The sequence below is a fragment of the Pedobacter deserti genome (genome assembly GCF_024436415.1).
Taxonomy (GTDB): domain Bacteria; phylum Bacteroidota; class Bacteroidia; order Sphingobacteriales; family Sphingobacteriaceae; genus Pedobacter; species Pedobacter faecalis.
Genome location: NZ_JAFMZQ010000001.1, coordinates 2,401,376 through 2,416,132 on the forward strand (window position 1 = coordinate 2,401,376; position 14,757 = coordinate 2,416,132).

15 protein-coding genes and 2 tRNA genes are annotated in these 14,757 nt (G+C 47.5%); 10 read left to right on the forward strand and 7 right to left on the reverse strand.

What is annotated here, in order from left to right:
* Positions 1-8: 8 nt before the first annotated feature.
* Positions 9-82: transfer RNA gene (locus J3P40_RS10905), tRNA-Pro, on the forward strand.
* 83 nt (positions 83-165) lie between these two features.
* Here the strand turns inward: J3P40_RS10905 and J3P40_RS10910 are convergent.
* A complete protein-coding gene (locus J3P40_RS10910) occupies positions 166-666 on the reverse strand; it encodes a DinB family protein (RefSeq protein ID WP_256005446.1) in 501 nt (166 codons plus the stop codon).
* Positions 667-811: 145 nt separating this feature from the next.
* Here J3P40_RS10910 and J3P40_RS10915 point away from each other — a divergent pair, with 145 nt between their 5' ends.
* Entirely contained in the window at positions 812-1,351 is a 540-nt protein-coding gene (locus J3P40_RS10915; protein WP_256005448.1) for a DinB family protein, read from the forward strand.
* On the opposite strand, the gene J3P40_RS10920 is transcribed toward J3P40_RS10915, so the two are convergent.
* Genes J3P40_RS10920 through J3P40_RS10930 form a run of 3 tightly spaced genes read right to left on the reverse strand, consistent with a single transcriptional unit; the run spans position 1,303 to position 2,740 of the window.
* Positions 1,303-1,620 (reverse strand): DUF3817 domain-containing protein, encoded by a 318-nt coding sequence (locus tag J3P40_RS10920; RefSeq protein ID WP_256005450.1) that lies wholly within the window; start codon positions 1,618-1,620, stop codon positions 1,303-1,305. The two genes, J3P40_RS10915 and J3P40_RS10920, sit on opposite strands and share 49 nt — an antisense overlap.
* A 12-nt stretch (positions 1,621-1,632) precedes the next feature.
* Complete coding sequence (locus tag J3P40_RS10925; protein WP_256005453.1) at positions 1,633-2,100, reverse strand: hypothetical protein; 468 nt, start codon at positions 2,098-2,100, stop codon at positions 1,633-1,635.
* Between the two features lie 46 nt (positions 2,101-2,146).
* A complete protein-coding gene (locus tag J3P40_RS10930; protein WP_256005455.1) occupies positions 2,147-2,740 on the reverse strand; it encodes a TetR/AcrR family transcriptional regulator in 594 nt (197 codons plus the stop codon).
* A gap of 113 nt (positions 2,741-2,853) precedes the next feature.
* Between J3P40_RS10930 and J3P40_RS10935 the strand changes: the two genes are divergently transcribed.
* The 8 genes from J3P40_RS10935 (at position 2,854) to J3P40_RS10970 (ending at position 10,740) form a co-directional block, all read left to right on the forward strand.
* Positions 2,854-3,888 carry an arabinan endo-1,5-alpha-L-arabinosidase gene (locus tag J3P40_RS10935; protein ID WP_256005457.1) on the forward strand — a complete coding sequence of 345 codons (1,035 nt, stop codon included), beginning with the start codon at positions 2,854-2,856 and terminating at the stop codon, positions 3,886-3,888.
* A gap of 27 nt (positions 3,889-3,915) precedes the next feature.
* Entirely contained in the window at positions 3,916-5,535 is a 1,620-nt protein-coding gene (locus tag J3P40_RS10940) for a glycoside hydrolase family 43 protein (RefSeq protein WP_256005459.1), read from the forward strand.
* Between the two features lie 297 nt (positions 5,536-5,832).
* Positions 5,833-7,356: a CotH kinase family protein gene (locus J3P40_RS10945; RefSeq protein ID WP_256005461.1), complete on the forward strand. Its 1,524-nt coding sequence runs from the start codon at positions 5,833-5,835 to the stop codon at positions 7,354-7,356.
* A gap of 66 nt (positions 7,357-7,422) precedes the next feature.
* Positions 7,423-7,496, forward strand: a tRNA-Pro gene (locus J3P40_RS10950).
* Between the two features lie 291 nt (positions 7,497-7,787).
* Positions 7,788-8,864, forward strand: a complete 1,077-nt coding sequence (locus tag J3P40_RS10955; RefSeq protein WP_256005463.1) for a glycoside hydrolase family 43 protein — start codon at positions 7,788-7,790, stop codon at positions 8,862-8,864.
* Between the two features lie 102 nt (positions 8,865-8,966).
* Positions 8,967-9,488 (forward strand): YciE/YciF ferroxidase family protein, encoded by a 522-nt coding sequence (locus J3P40_RS10960; RefSeq protein WP_256005465.1) that lies wholly within the window; start codon positions 8,967-8,969, stop codon positions 9,486-9,488.
* A 204-nt stretch (positions 9,489-9,692) separates the two neighbouring features.
* Entirely contained in the window at positions 9,693-10,058 is a 366-nt protein-coding gene (locus J3P40_RS10965; RefSeq protein WP_256005467.1) for an SPW repeat domain-containing protein, read from the forward strand.
* A gap of 130 nt (positions 10,059-10,188) precedes the next feature.
* Positions 10,189-10,740 carry a DUF4142 domain-containing protein gene (locus tag J3P40_RS10970; protein ID WP_256005469.1) on the forward strand — a complete coding sequence of 184 codons (552 nt, stop codon included), beginning with the start codon at positions 10,189-10,191 and terminating at the stop codon, positions 10,738-10,740.
* Positions 10,741-10,826: 86 nt separating this feature from the next.
* Here J3P40_RS10970 and J3P40_RS10975 read toward each other — a convergent pair whose 3' ends face one another.
* The 3 genes from J3P40_RS10975 to xth all read right to left on the reverse strand — a co-directional run bounded on the left by J3P40_RS10975 (position 10,827) and on the right by xth (position 14,660).
* Complete coding sequence (locus J3P40_RS10975) at positions 10,827-13,034, reverse strand: glycoside hydrolase family protein (RefSeq protein ID WP_256005472.1); 2,208 nt, start codon at positions 13,032-13,034, stop codon at positions 10,827-10,829.
* Between the two features lie 14 nt (positions 13,035-13,048).
* Positions 13,049-13,807 carry an SDR family oxidoreductase gene (locus tag J3P40_RS10980; RefSeq protein WP_256005475.1) on the reverse strand — a complete coding sequence of 253 codons (759 nt, stop codon included), beginning with the start codon at positions 13,805-13,807 and terminating at the stop codon, positions 13,049-13,051.
* Between the two features lie 82 nt (positions 13,808-13,889).
* Entirely contained in the window at positions 13,890-14,660 is a 771-nt protein-coding gene (gene xth, locus J3P40_RS10985; protein ID WP_256005477.1) for an exodeoxyribonuclease III, read from the reverse strand.
* Between the last annotated feature and the right edge of the window lie 97 nt (positions 14,661-14,757).

The window sequence follows — 14,757 nt, forward strand, 5'->3', positions numbered from 1 at the left end:
TACCAGTTCGGGGTGTAGCGTAGCCCGGTATCGCGCCACATTTGGGATGTGGAGGTCGTAGGTTCGAATCCTGCCACCCCGACAAAATAGAAGTCAAATTCTATTAAAAGGCCTTAAATCAACGATTTAAGGCCTTTTAGTTTTTGATCACAACGCTAGCGACGACTACTCAGGAGCAGTCATTCCAATCTCTGCCCATTCTTCTTTTGACGGGCCGTATAAACCAGGAACCGGTAAACCAAGTATTCGCATAATAACTGTCATTTGTCCGCGATGATGAGACTGATGCGTAATCAAAATATGCAGAACGGTACCTTTAGTCCATTCGTCGCCATACATATTTACCTTCTCGGCAAGGACAGAATCTGTCCACTTCAGCGGTATGGCCTTGGCGATCTGAGCCGCGTAGTCTGCGTAGACCGAAATCAGGTCGGTAAAGCTCCCTGGCACGGGCAAATGCTCCAACGGATCTTCAGCAAATAAACCCGCTTTATGCCCCATTTCGGTAATCGTTTGGGTTAAGTGCCAGGCAAGGCGTTCTAATGAACGAACGTGTTCATGGACTAGTGTTGCACGGGTTTCCTCAGTAATGTGGTTAAGTAATTTAAGCGTGCTTTCAGTTTCGTATTTCCAGTTCTCCAGAAAATCGTGAATATTTCGGTACATACAAGTGTTGTTAAATAGTGGACCCAAATATATCATTTAAACTAATATAGTTAGTATAAAATCATTTTTAATAACTAATAAATTTAGTTAAACATAACTGTGAACCTTCTTCGGCCAAAACAAAATAGTATGCTTATTTTTGTGTATGACAAAAGCAGACATCACAGCAATTCACCCGATACATGAATGGCAGCAAGGATATATCCGGTTCGCAGACGACGTGCCGGTATCGGAAGTGTTGCAGAGGCACCGGAGTATATTCCGCGCAGATGACCTGGTGAAGCTGAAACAGTTGGGCGACCAGGTCTATGCGCCTGGAAAGTGGACGGCAAAAGATATCCTTCAGCACCTGATCGATACTGAACACATACTAAGTTACCGGGCGCTTCGCATTGCCCGTAACGATCAGACGGCTTTGCCTGGCTTTGATGAAGAGCACTTTGCCATACACACCAATGCCAGTCAGCGTACTATCGAGGATCTGCTGCATGAATTTGACTTGGTAAGACAAACTACCATAGCCCTCTTCAGCAGCTTCGACAAACCCATGTTGCGTCGTACAGGCCTGTGCAGCAACATCATTAATTCGACCCTTGCGCTGGCTTACATTATCGCCGGCCACCCGCTTCACCACGTTCAGGTTTTAAGAGACCGGTACTTCCCGAGGATAAATCTATCGATATAAAAAGTTCCAAAAGGTATCAGGCATGCCAACAGCACCTTCCAGGTCGTTTCTCTAAAACGCCATTTTTCTTCTATACCCACGCTAATGGCAGAATACAGGAAAAGCAGAAACAGCGCCCCGTGTATCGGACCGAGTGCCCTCACCAGGTCCGGGTAGTCGAAAAAATATTTCAGCGGAACCGCAACGAACACCAGGACGAGGAGTGAAATGCCTTCCAGGTATCCGATCAGGCGAAGCCGGCCAATTGGGGTTTTAAGAAAATTGATCATATCGTTTTGCATTTAAAAGTTTCGGAAATAGGGGCGACTTGCCAATGGTGAAAATGGCCAGGGAATGGCTGCCAGAATGATCAGCAGCGCAATGGAAAACCAGACCAGCATCGTCTTGAATTTTTCAGCACTTTCCTGTTGCCTTTTCGCTTTTGCAGAGCCAATGGTAATCAAGACAATACTTAACAGCATAAGCCCCAAATGTACAACCGCAAAAAAGGAGAAGCCTGCACGACCGCCATGGTCGGCCGGCGCAGAGAAGAAGGCTTTAACCAAGGGACTTTTCGTGTAGATCAAAATACCCAGCATTAGCTGTATATGCGCAATTGTCGCTGTCCAATGGCGAAGGCTATTATGCCATTTGCTGAATGGTGAGCCTTTTACATAGGCGAAAAGCGCTGTAAAAACGGCACAGAAGAGCCTGAAAAGAACAAGCCATCTGAACAAGGAATGGAGCGGGAGTAAAAGTTCGTACATCATGAAAGATACTAATTGGTATGTTTTTGTTTAAAATTTTTTAAAATGCTTATTTTAATCGAGATAAATACGTTTTCATTTCTTTCAAGAAACCCGTATAGGCAGTTCTTCCCAAAACCTTCCCCAGGTTTCTGACACCACTGTAACCGGTTAGAATGAAAGTCGCCACCCCCTTGGTATCCACATCAGCCCTGATCTGACCATTCTTCTGCGCCCCAAGGAGCGCAGATTCCAGAGCCTCCGCAACCCGCTGCATCAGTCGGCCTAAGGCCTTTCTGAATGCTTCGCTTACTGGCGACATTTCCTCAACGAGATTTACCACAGGGCAACCGTATTCCACCCTGAAAACAGAATCGTCGAACAGCAATGTATGCAGCATCTTATATATCCCCTCAGTGACATCTTCACCCTGGCTCAGCGGCCTTCCGAGTCCATCCATTACCTGCGGGTAGAAGATCTCGTTGATGATGGCCAGGCCCATTTCTTCTTTCGATTTGAAATGATAAAAGAAGGCGCCCTTAGTTACATTGATCGTCTTAATGATATCGTCAATGCTGGTGCCATGATACCCCTTCCGGTAAATGAGTTCCAGGGACTTCGCTAAGATCGCTTGTTTTGTGGCCGCAGCTTTCGACATGGTCATGAGCCAAAGATACCACTTGGTATGTTTTATAGCGCCGCTTTTGCGTCAGAATTTTGTAACTTAACGAAGGCTATGCTTATATTGCCAGCTTATTTAACCAGATAAGAACACAAATGAAGCTTGTTTTATTAACCATGCTGCTGTCCTTCAGCATGTCGCTCTATGCGCAACAACCCACCGGAACCCCACAAAGCAGGGGTAGATTTAAGCTGGGTGATGTGACTACCGATCCGGGTGTAAGGGATCCCTGTATGGCCAAAGAAGGCGATACCTATTACGTGTATTTCACAGGGGGAGGCATACAGGTATGGTCGTCTAAAGACATGAAGACCTGGGAAAAACGTCCGTCAGTGTTTAGCGAAGCACCCCAATGGGTGGCGCAGCGATTACCCGGTTTTAAAGGCCTTGGTTTCTGGGCGCCCGATCTGAGCTTTCATAACGGGAAATGGTACCTGTATTATGCCACGTCTATTTTCGGTAAAAACACCTCGGTTATTGGGATGGCGACCAATAAAACGCTTGATCCGACTTCGAAGGATTATAAATGGGTAGATGAGGGCATGGTTGTTCAGTCTGTCACGGGCCGCGACGACTGGAACGCGATCGATCCAAACCTTACTGTTGATGAGCACGGTACGCCATGGTTAAGCTTTGGCTCACACTGGAATGGCCTCAAGCTTGTTAAACTCGGCAATGATTTTAAGACCCCTGCCGAGCCGCAGATCTGGCATACCATTGCGGCGCGGCCGCGCGACTTTAAATATACTGACGAGGAGGTGGGCAACGGGGCTGTGGAGGCGCCTTTCATTTTTAAGAAAGGAAAATACTATTACCTGTTCGTGTCCTGGGATGCCTGTTGCGCAGGTGCAAACAGCACTTACAATATCCGGGTCGGCCGTTCCGAAAAGATCACAGGCCCGTATCTCGACCGGGAAGGCAAGAGCATGGCCAAGAATGGTGGTACGCTGGTGCTGGGCGGCGATACTGGTCCCGACCGCAAAGTATACGCAAGAGGACACAATTCTGCCTACACTTTTGACGGGATCGATTACATGGCATTCCACAGCTATACCGACAGCTATGAGCGTCTCGGCATGGAGAAGCTATCCTGGGAAGACGGATGGCCGGTAGTTCAGAAAAAGCATTAGATTTGAAACTTACTCATAAACATGACTTTGAAAAACATTAAATTATCCGCTGCATCGGCATTTATTGCCCTGGCGTTATTTTCATGCGGACTAAAAAAGCAGGATACGGGCAATTCAGCTACAACTGCGCCTGTACCACTGGTAAATCCTGCGCTCCCTGGAGATAACCCTGACCCTTCCATCATACGTGTAGGGAAGGTATACTACGCTACCTCTACTACCAACGAGTGGGCGCCCTATTTTACCATATATAAATCCACCAATTTGCGCGATTGGAAGCTGGTAAACCATGTATTCCCGGGAGGTTTCAAGGATATGAAAGACCAATGGGGCGAGAATAACTTCTGGGCTTCAGAGCTCGCCTACGATGCCAAACAAAACCGGATTTATGCCTATTATACCGCGCACAACAGGAAAGTAAATGGCAACCCGGGTTTGCAATGCGGTATTGCCTGGATAGATGCCGATGAGATCGAGACTGGCAAGTTTACCGACAACGGTCCGGTGATCATTGAAGACGACTGTGGAGCAATCGATGCCTTCGAGTTTCAGGATAACGGTAAAATATACGCGTTCTGGAAGAACGACGGTAACGGATGCGGCAAGGAAAGCTGGATATGGGTGCAGGAAATCAACGAGAGCCGCACAAAGTTGCTGGGTACCAAACGCAAAGTTTACACCAACAGCCAGCCCTGGGAAACAGCCCTGGTAGAAGGCGCCTGCTTTTTCAGGTTAGGCGAATACGTGTACAGCTTGTACGCTGTCGGCGGATGTTGCGATGCCAATTGCAATTACAAAACGGGTATTGCACGCACACGCAACCTGGCCGAAGGTAAATGGGAGAAGTACGAAAAGAACCCGGTTATGGTGAGCAACGACCGCTGGAGATGCCCTGGTCATGGTACCGTAGTACAATCGGCCGACAACCGTTTGTTTATGCTTTACCACGCCTTTAACAAAGAATACGATGTGTTTGTTGGTCGCGAAGGTATCATTGAAGAACTCAAAATGGGTGCCGATGGCTGGCCGGTGCTGCACAATGCCACTGTGGCCAACCGGCCTAAGCAAGAACTCGATTTTTATAACGACTTCCGTAAAGACAAGCAGTTAAACCTGGTTTGGCAATGGCCATCCAAACTGCAGAAACCGCAGATGAGTTTCGATAAAGGGCTTCACCTGACTGCAGGCAACGACAATCACGAGCTGGGCACATTCCTTGGACAGTACATCAAGACCGTTAACTTCGACATTACGGCGGAGGTGGAAGTAACCGGAGCTACAGCCGGTGTGTGCCTTGGCGGTGCTATCTTTGAAAGCAAATGGCCCGGAGAACTCGGCGGCATCGGCATCGCTGCCTCCAAGCAAGGGTTTGTTGTGTTCAATAACCTGAACAAAAAGTATGAGGTCCTGAAGCAAAGCAATGAGTCATTGTCGGGCACCATTGATTTGAAAATGCAAATCAGCAACAACGGCAAGTTCATCGATTTCTTTTATAAAAAGCATAAATCTGACTGGGTTAAACTGTATTCAACTGATTTCAATGCTTCCAGGTATGCGCCATGGGGCATGGGCTATCGCGCAGGCATTGTGGCCAAAGGTGCAGGTGAGCATGCTATCTTCAGGCATTTCGGATTAAAGAACAATTAGGTACCGGTATCAGCAGGAAAGCATCAGGCTTCCTGCTGAGTTTCACCTGAATAGGGTGGTAATAGGGTGGTAATAGGGTGATAATAGGGTGATAATAGGGTCGTAACAGTATCGGGAGCTTATCATCAACGGGCTAATAGCGGGTGCTTACCTGATGCTGATGTTAAGGCGGTTTAACCGAGGTGGATCCTCGATCAGTGGCTGACTGAATGAGGACAGTTCGAACTTTATTTTGTATATTGAATATTTAACGGGCCAGAACGCCCTGAACTATAACCAAATATACGATTTAAAATCATGAACAGAACCTGTATAAAACACCTGTTTTTCTTTCTGGTTTTTCTTTCGGCATGTAAGAAAGACGAGACACCTCAAGAGCCAGTTGTTGAGCTGAAGAGCGACAAAACACTAAAGTCGCTTGTGTTCAAGGCAGACAAGAATCCCGTGCTTGTGCACGACGTTCAGGGCGAAATAATCGGAGACACCGTCTACGCAAGAGCTTTTGCGGGAACCAATATTACTTCACTTATACCCGAATTTGAGTATGAGGGCGTCGGAATTAAAGTCGGTTCGCTCGAACAGTCGAGCGGCGTAACGGCCAATAACTTCAGCAACAAGCTCGACTACACCGTGCTGGCAGAAGACGGCACTAAAAAAACGTACACGGTAAAGTTTACCGACAACGGTATTTCAGCGCTTTATATCAATACCAACGGTGCACCTATAAACAGTAAAGATGTATATGTAAACGGTACCATCAAAATTGTAAGCAATTTCAAGGATGTGGCATTTGACGGTAAAACGGAAATTAAGGGGAGGGGCAACTCTACCTGGAACGACATGCCGAAGAAGCCTTACCGCATTAAGCTGGAAAAGAAGGCATCGTTGCTCGGTATGGGCGAAAACAGGCACTGGGTTTTGCTGGCCAATTATGCCGATAAAACGCTGATGCGCAACGAACTGGCCTTTACACTAAGCCGGAACATCGGCAGGGAATTTACGCCTGACTCCCGCTGGGTTGAGGTATATCTGAATGGCGACTACCGGGGTACGTATCAGTTGGTGGAGCAGATCAAGGAAGACAAGTACCGGGTAGATGTAGAGGATGGCGGTTACTTAATTGAGCAGGACCTGTTTGCTACCGGCGAGCCGGTCTACTTTTATACCGCCAAGCGTATGCCTTTTGTGATCAAGTACCCGGATGAAGACGAAATTACCACCGAGCAAAAAGAATATATAAAGACGCATTTCCAAAAGCTTGAAGATGCCATGTACGGAGATCAGTATACCGATCCGCAAAATGGTTACCGCAAGTATTTCGATGTGGATAGCTATGTAGATTTTTATATCGTAAACGAGGTCATAGGCAATCCCGATGCTTTCCGGAGTACGTATATGTACAAGAAAAAAGACAACGATAAGATTTATGTGGGCCCTATATGGGATTTTGATAAAGCAGCGAACAACGATAACCGTTTGGGCAATCAGGTGAACGGCTTAATGGCCGATCATGCATTTGAACCTAAGATATGGTTTAAGCAGCTGATGACCGACCGCAGTTTCAGGCAGCGCATCAGGAGCAGGTGGAATGAGCTCAAGCCCAAGATTCAGGCAGTTCCCGATCTCGTTCCCATAATCGAAAAGCGACTTGCCGTATCACAGGTGAGAAATTTCACGAAATGGGATATTCTGAAGAAGCAATCGTACCTGGAAATGTATGTTTCCGGCTGGTACACCGGAGATGTCAAATATCTTAAAGATTTCTTAACCAACCACATCGCCTGGCTCGATACAAAATTTAACAGCAATGAATATCAATAATTGGTTTTTTTAGCCAACATTTATACATTTGTGCTGCGCCGCATAAGTGCTTTATTTGCCAATGTTCGGGATGTAGCGTAGCCCGGTATCGCGCCAGCATGGGGTGCTGGAGGTCGTAGGTTCAAATCCTGCCATCCCGACTATCAGACCAGTCAGAATAACTGACTGGTCTTTCTGTTTCCATAGGCTTTTCCCGTGCCCTCGCTGCCCCCAAAAAGGGGCCTGATGGCAGACTAGTCCCAGACTAATTGCAGGCTGGTTCGCAAAAGGTACCTGGTTTTGTGGACAAGTCTAGGATTAATCTCTCAGTAATCCCCTATTAGACGCACACTTGGTGCCGTCATGAACCCTCTTTTGTACAAAAGAAATTACAAGGTTTTTTAAATAAGACCTGTAAATTTAACCCCGTACACACACACAAATACACACGAATGAAAAGTACATTTATTTTTCTGCTTACGGCGTCACTCTGCTGTTCGTCCGCTTACGCACAGGTTACGGGTAATACCGCATCAGAGGCCAATGGCGTTGGGAAGGAAACCTTTGTAAACCCTTTGCGCAAGGGTGCTGATCCTTTTGTAACAAAACATAACGGTAAGTATTATACCATTTTTAACAGGGGAGGCGGTTTTGCGGTTACCGAATCGCGTTTTCTTACCCGCTTTGAGAAAACTGAAGTAGTTTGGACGCCGCCAAAGGATGCCTGGAACAGCTATAATCTCTGGGCTCCCGAGATTCATCATATAGACGGTAAGTGGTATATCTATTATGCCGGATCTGTGCACAGGGGCGCGCCGTATTATGCCCAGCGTGCCGGTGTGCTCGAAAGTGATAGCCCTTTTGGTCCGTACACGGATAAAGGGATGCTATATACCGGCGACGATCCTGGAATGAAGAAGGACAATTGCTGGGCTATAGACATGACGGTTTTAAAGCACGAGGGAAAACTTTACGCCATATGGTCGGGCTGGGAGGCCTTGCACGACCATCACGATGTGAACCAAAACTTGTACATCGCGGAAATGAAAAATCCATGGACGCTTGCGGGAAAACGCGTATTGCTTTCTAAACCGGAACTGCCATGGGAAAAAGGAGACCACATCATCCTGCAGGAAGGTCCGCAAATCTTACAGCATGGCAAGGATGTATTCATCATTTATTCTACCCGGGGGTCGTGGACGGAGCATTACAAACTGGGTCAGCTGAGGCTTAGTCCCGGCGCTAAAAACCTGCTCGATCCTAAGGCATGGGTAAAACACGGGCAGCCAGTGTTTCAGGGAACATCTACCGTGCATGGACTGGGGCACGCCAGCATGACCACATCGCCAGACGACAGCGAATACTGGATCTATTACCATTCTAAGGCTGCTATTGGCGGTGGCTGGGACAACAGGGAAGTACACCTGCAAAAGTTTTCTTTCGATGCCAAAGGCAACCCGGTGTTTGGAACGCCTAAGGGAAGAGGCGAGATGAAGCGCCCATCCGGCGAGCTGGAACTGGAAAAATAGACCACACGTATTCTTACGTATTTTTATATTTCGCTAAACATTTGTTGCGTGCGCTTGTAGTATAGCCAGAAATCTATTTATAAAGAACATAAACACAAGACTATGGCAACTTCAAAACAATCTCAAGACATGCCGAACGCACACCTTCACGAATTATTCGTTGACGAGCTTAGAGATATGCTCGGTGCAGAAAAGCAATTATTAAAAGGACTTAAGAAATTATCTGCGGCTGCAGGCAGCGAGAAGCTGAGAACTGCATTTGAAACGCACTATACCCAAACTGAAGGACAAATTGAACGTTTAAAACAAGTTTTTCAGGCTGTTGACTTAACCGCGAGGGGCAAAAAATGTAAAGCAATGGAAGGCTTGCTGAGCGAAGCAGACGAAATACTTGAAAGTTTCGAAGGTCAACCTGAAGTACTTGACGCAGCCTTGATCTCGGCCGCACAGAAAGTAGAGCACTATGAAATTGCCAGCTACGGATGCCTGGTAACTTACGCTAAGTTGATGGAGCATACGGAAGCTGAAGAACTTCTGGCTGCTACGCTGGCAGAGGAAAAGGAAACAGACGTGCTGCTTACCGAAATTGCAATGTCGGAAGCCAACGTTGGTGCAACCGCCTAAATCCCTGTTTATACATAAATCATCTCTGTGGCCCTGCTGATATATTTTCAGCAGGGCTTTTTTATTTGATGTGCCGCCACAACTGCGTTTTATTTAGCGGGAAATAGCAATGTTAATAGGTAATTAATACTGTGAATCAAGTAGTTGACGGATAAACCATTTGCTTTGCCAGAGGTTAGTGATGTGTACCAATTAACTAAAGTTATGCATATTATTAGTAGAAAATTTCATGCTGTTCTCGACTATATGTCGGGAGCCGTTTTGATCGCCGCTCCATGGCTCCTGAATTTTGACCATTCGGACACCGGCGCAGGCGTTGCAGTGTTTGCGGGGATATTGATCCTTGTGATGTCGCTCATGACCGACTATGAGGGCGGTGTAATGCGGGTGATCCCGATGTCTGGCCATCTGAATATGGATGTGTTGCTTGGGGTGTTGCTGGCTGCTTCGCCCTGGCTGCTGGGTTATGCCAGCGAGGTCTTCCTTCCGCACGTTGTGATGGGCTTGCTGGCCATAGGGTCCGGGCTCCTGACCGTTAGACGTTCATTAAACAGCCGATTGGCCAAATAATCCGGATATAGTGCTCGAAATTTTAAAAAGAGATGAAACTTTTCGGGCTTTAATCGGTTGTTAGAGAAAATTGTATTTTTACCTTATAAAATAATTCAATATTATGTTTATCACAAGCTTAAATTTCAAAATGCGTAGTTTTACTATGCTGTTCGCAGCTGCAGTGGCTGTATTTTCACTCTCGTCGTGTAAAGATGACGATGATAACGACTTTGCAATGAGCAATCAGGATTTTGTTACTAAAGCGTCGAGTAGCAATATGTTTGAAATCCAGGCAGGAGCGCTGGCTATGGAGCGTGGGTCTAACGCCGCTGTGCGTACCTACGGTGAACATATGGTAACAGATCATACCGTCGTTGGAAATGAAATGCACAGTTTGGCAGCGCAAAAAGAGTGGGGTGTTCCTGAAGAGCTTCTAACCAAGGAACAGGATTTAATGGATATGCTGACACCTTTAACGGGCGCAGCTTTTGACAGGGAGTTTGCCCGCATCATGGTATTGTCGCATACAGATGCAGTAAATCTGTTCACCTCAGCAAGTGCAGAAAGAGGCGTTCCTGATGGCGACTTGAGAAACTGGGCTGGAGCTAAGTTACCTGCGCTGAAGATGCACTTACAGCATGCGACTGAGCTTCGCGCAATGATTGAGGGGCCTCAGCTTCAAGCTGCAGTAGGCCAGTAAGCTGGCGAGTATAATTTAAAAATTTCGATTTAATGGAAAGGGCATCAAATATTGATGCCCTTTTTCTTTGTGCTTTTTTGTTAAGGCTACCACTCTAACTTAACCAATTGATTTCCGGTTAGTGCGTACTCAATCGCATTGCCATGATCTATGGCCTCCATTTCTTGCAGCTGTTTTCCTTTACCAGTGCTGAGTGTAAACTTGTATTTCTTCTTGTCATTGTCTGGCAAGATGACTCGTAAGCGGCACCCCAGCATCTCGCTTCCATCGGTGTGCAAGGTGACACGCTTTTTAGAGGTGCGGAAATCTTTTACGGGATAGTCGGTGAACAGGAGAAAGTCTTCTCCCGGGATCTTAAAATATTGCCTTGGCAGTACCCCAAAGGCGATACCCGCACCGTAAACCTCCTGTCCCACAGTACCGGACTTGTTCCAGCCGTCCTGCAGGTCTTCCAGCGCCACCCACAGGTTAGGATCGATTTCCCCGGTATTAACTTCCTCGCTGAGCAAATCTTCCGGAAGCATTGGAGGATAGTAGTAAGGCAGGCGTGCGATGACATACTTGATCATTTCTGATAACAATAGCTTCACCGAGTCTGGCAGTTCTATGTCGCGAGCCTCTTCAAGGTAGCCATGCAAGGTTGAATAGACTTCCTGCTCCTCATAAGCTGCCGTATACGGCGCATCTCGCAAGGGGAAAATGGCAAAGAAAGTTGGGTAGTATTTCGCGTTTCCATAGTTGCAGTCCCAAAGCTGTACGTTATTAATTATTGCAGCAATACATACGTAGCTTAAGTCGAGATAATGTTCGTCGCCGGTTTCCTTGTAAAGCCGAAGCAGGGCAACGGCAGCGAAGGCGGTGTTATTTCCCTGGTAAAAGAGGTCGAAACTAAGCTTATCCAGTTTTTTTACTGCACGCTTTGCTTCATTGAGATACCTTTTGTCTTTGGTAAGCATCCAGGTTTCAATCATCAGTTTGGCATATGCACCAGGGACGTCCATTTCACCACCTGCTCCTGGTTGTGTTTCCGCCTTTACTACCTCAAGCGTGTCCATCTTGTAAAAAACAGGCCACTGGTAGTTAAAATGCTTGGCAACCTTAATAACGTAGTCGACGGAGCCAAGTAGGAGCTCTTCCGCTTTCTTATCCTTATAAACAGCCAGTCTGGCCAGGTTCATCAGCGGATGGTGCAGATACCAGGAGTCCATTACACGATCCTGTTTCTGTTCTTCAGATCCATCCAGATTATCGACTTTGGCAGGCAGCCAGCGCACTACGGTTTTAAGGGTTTCATCGTAGAAGGCCGGCAGACCACGTTTGATGTGTTCAATGCTTTCAATGTGCTTTCCTTTCCATTCTCCATACTCGATCATCGGCAAGAGCACGGCCAGTTGCACCATGATCTCGGGCGGCGATTTGTAATCGCTCACATAAGCATTCAGGTATTGGTTGCCATCGGCATGGGTCCAGCAGCCCTTGTGCGACACCAGGTCGGCCAATCCTTTCTCGCCAATGTCGAGCCAGTCGTGATACTCCGTATCGGGCTTGGGAATAAGCGTATAAATGGCCGCCAGATTGTCCAGATAGGACCTGCATATCTCGATATTGGTAGCGGGAACTTCCTCAGTAAGCAGCACATAGGCGTCGGACACCGTTACCATTTGCCCGGCGGGAAGCGCTTCTTCCATAGTGCCGGGGAGCGAAAAGCCAAGTTCCGGCCATACGCCGCCAACCAGTCCCCCGGCAGATGTTTTCGTAAGCTCGCAATAGTCGTTGAGCGCAGTCAGGTTCTGAAAGTAGAAGACTGATCCGGTTGCCGGTTTTTCCATCGTGAAGTAAAGAATACCAGATCTGGTTCCAACCTGTGCTGCATGGATCTTGCCGCCCTTCTGTTTAATCTGTCCGTTCTTTTGAAGCGGAATGATGTCTTTGGGCCAGTAGGGAATAAGCAGCTTTGTTGAAGGGGTTAGTTCTGCCCTGAAGTGAAACAGCGGCCGTGAAGGGTTGGGGAACTCCAGGGTCACAGTATAATCCAGCGACGAGGAGTCTAAATAGAAAGTATAAAGATCTCCTTCATGCTTTATGTCGCCCAGGCTCAGATGATCTGCAGGTGCAAAGGCCATCCTGAAGGCAGCTTTTTCTTTGTTTTCCCATTCGGCAACGAGCCAAAGGGAATCGTTGGTAAGATAGCATTCGAAGTTGATGCCAGCCTGCGCCATTTGCGCAATCGGTGCCAAGTTACGCAGATCTTCTTGCGCGTTGGCAGCCCAAGCTGTAACTGGTAATTTGTCCATAAGATATTTATAAGTTAAATGATCTGTAAGTGCGGTCTGATCTTCAGATCTACCACATCGCATCGTTTAGGTTGTGCCAGGCAATACAGTACGCTCATGGCGATGTCTTCGGCCTTAAGCATTTCCAGTTTCTCGATGTTTTCCCGTTGTTCTTCGGCCGAGCTGGGCTGCATATCGGTACCCACGGCACCCGGTTCGATGAGGGTTACCTTAATGCCTTTTTTGTTGACCTCTTTGCGCAGTGCTTCCGAGAAGCCTTGTATGGCCGACTTGGTGGCCACATACACGGAGCTTCCTTCTTCACGAACATCGGCACTCATTGATCCGATATTTACAATATGGCCACCACCATTGGCTTCAAGTCTCTTGATTGCTTCGTGTGCACAGGCCATATAGCCCAGCAAGTTCGTTTGCACGATATATTGCCAATCGGAATAATTCCCGTCGCTTATACCCTGAAACGCAAGAGCCGCGTTGTTGATCATGATGTCCAGTCCCCCAAGCTGGCTGTCGGCTTCCGAAAAGATACGTTCAATCTCGTCGGAATGTGCAACATCCGCAGTGATCCCGAAGCATTCGCCTGCACCCTCCAGTGACCGGATCTCTTGAAGCGTTTCCTCAAGGGGTTCCGGGCTGCGACCAAATATCATTACCCTGGCGCCAACTGATGCCAGCAGTATAGCTGTTGCGCGGCCGATGCCGGTTGTTCCACCGGAGATCAGTATTCGTTTACCTTTCAGGTTTTCCGGTAAATAATCTTTTAAATTTTCCATAGTTACTACGTTGATGTTTAGTCAAGTAACAAATGGAAATTCCCCTAAGTTTTATCAGATATACCCAAAAGCCTTCGTACTTCTACGTAATCTTGATCCATACAGGTGCATGGTCGCTGGTTTTTTCCCAGCCGCGTACATGGCGGTCTACCGCCGCCTCTGTAAGTCGCGGCGCCAATTGGGGACTAAGCAGGAAATGGTCGATACGCAGACCAGCATCCCTGCCATAGGCATTGCGGAAATAATCCCAGAAGGTATAGATTTTCTCGTCAGGATAAAGCTTACGTATAGCGTCCGTCCAGCCCTGATCGGTAACCGCCTTAAACGCAGCACGGGTTTCCGGCCTGAAAAGCGCATCATCTACCCACCGTTCTGGTTTGTACACATCCAGATCGGTAGGCATGACGTTATAGTCGCCCGCCATCACGATCGGAAGTCCCGTTTCCAGCAAACGCGCGGCATGAAGCCGGAAACGTTCAAACCAGGCCAGTTTATAGTCGAACTTAGGTCCGGGCGCAGGATTGCCATTGGGCAAATACAGGCAACAGACAAGTATACCCCCTATAGAAGCTTCCAGGTAGCGGCTTTGAAGATCCTCATCGTCGCCGGGCAGTCCCCGCCTGATCTCCTGGAGATCTTCACTGCGCGATAGGATAGCTACACCGTTCCAGCTCTTTTGTCCGGCCCAAATGGCGTGATAGCCAGCATCTTTAATGGCCTGCTCGGGGAATTTTTCCTGCGGGGCTTTCAGTTCCTGCAGGCAAACCACGTCGGGCTGCGCTTCATTAAGCCAGCGCAAAAGCACCGGCAGTCTGCCATTTACTCCATTTACATTATAGGTAGCTATCTTCATAATTTCTTAGTCATGTACAACACAAACGTAAATATACGCCGCATTTTTGCTCGTTAGTAGAATTGTTTTAATTTAGCATCCTTCATCGGCCATATCG

Bases quoted from the DNA above. Each gene is read 5' to 3' on its own strand.
- J3P40_RS10970 (WP_256005469.1), top strand. From the start codon at position 10,189: ATGCGTAGTTTTACTATGCTGTTCGCAGCTGCAGTGGCTGTATTTTCA.
- xth (WP_256005477.1), bottom strand. From the start codon at position 14,660: ATGAAGATAGCTACCTATAATGTAAATGGAGTAAATGGCAGACTGCCG.
- J3P40_RS10960 (WP_256005465.1), top strand. From the start codon at position 8,967: ATGGCAACTTCAAAACAATCTCAAGACATGCCGAACGCACACCTTCAC.
- J3P40_RS10925 (WP_256005453.1), bottom strand. From the start codon at position 2,100: ATGATGTACGAACTTTTACTCCCGCTCCATTCCTTGTTCAGATGGCTT.
- J3P40_RS10975 (WP_256005472.1), bottom strand. From the start codon at position 13,034: ATGGACAAATTACCAGTTACAGCTTGGGCTGCCAACGCGCAAGAAGAT.
- J3P40_RS10930 (WP_256005455.1), bottom strand. From the start codon at position 2,740: ATGACCATGTCGAAAGCTGCGGCCACAAAACAAGCGATCTTAGCGAAG.
- J3P40_RS10945 (WP_256005461.1), top strand. From the start codon at position 5,833: ATGAACAGAACCTGTATAAAACACCTGTTTTTCTTTCTGGTTTTTCTT.
- J3P40_RS10955 (WP_256005463.1), top strand. From the start codon at position 7,788: ATGAAAAGTACATTTATTTTTCTGCTTACGGCGTCACTCTGCTGTTCG.
- J3P40_RS10915 (WP_256005448.1), top strand. From the start codon at position 812: ATGACAAAAGCAGACATCACAGCAATTCACCCGATACATGAATGGCAG.
- J3P40_RS10980 (WP_256005475.1), bottom strand. From the start codon at position 13,807: ATGGAAAATTTAAAAGATTATTTACCGGAAAACCTGAAAGGTAAACGA.
- J3P40_RS10965 (WP_256005467.1), top strand. From the start codon at position 9,693: ATGCATATTATTAGTAGAAAATTTCATGCTGTTCTCGACTATATGTCG.
- J3P40_RS10935 (WP_256005457.1), top strand. From the start codon at position 2,854: ATGAAGCTTGTTTTATTAACCATGCTGCTGTCCTTCAGCATGTCGCTC.
- J3P40_RS10920 (WP_256005450.1), bottom strand. From the start codon at position 1,620: ATGATCAATTTTCTTAAAACCCCAATTGGCCGGCTTCGCCTGATCGGA.
- J3P40_RS10910 (WP_256005446.1), bottom strand. From the start codon at position 666: ATGTACCGAAATATTCACGATTTTCTGGAGAACTGGAAATACGAAACT.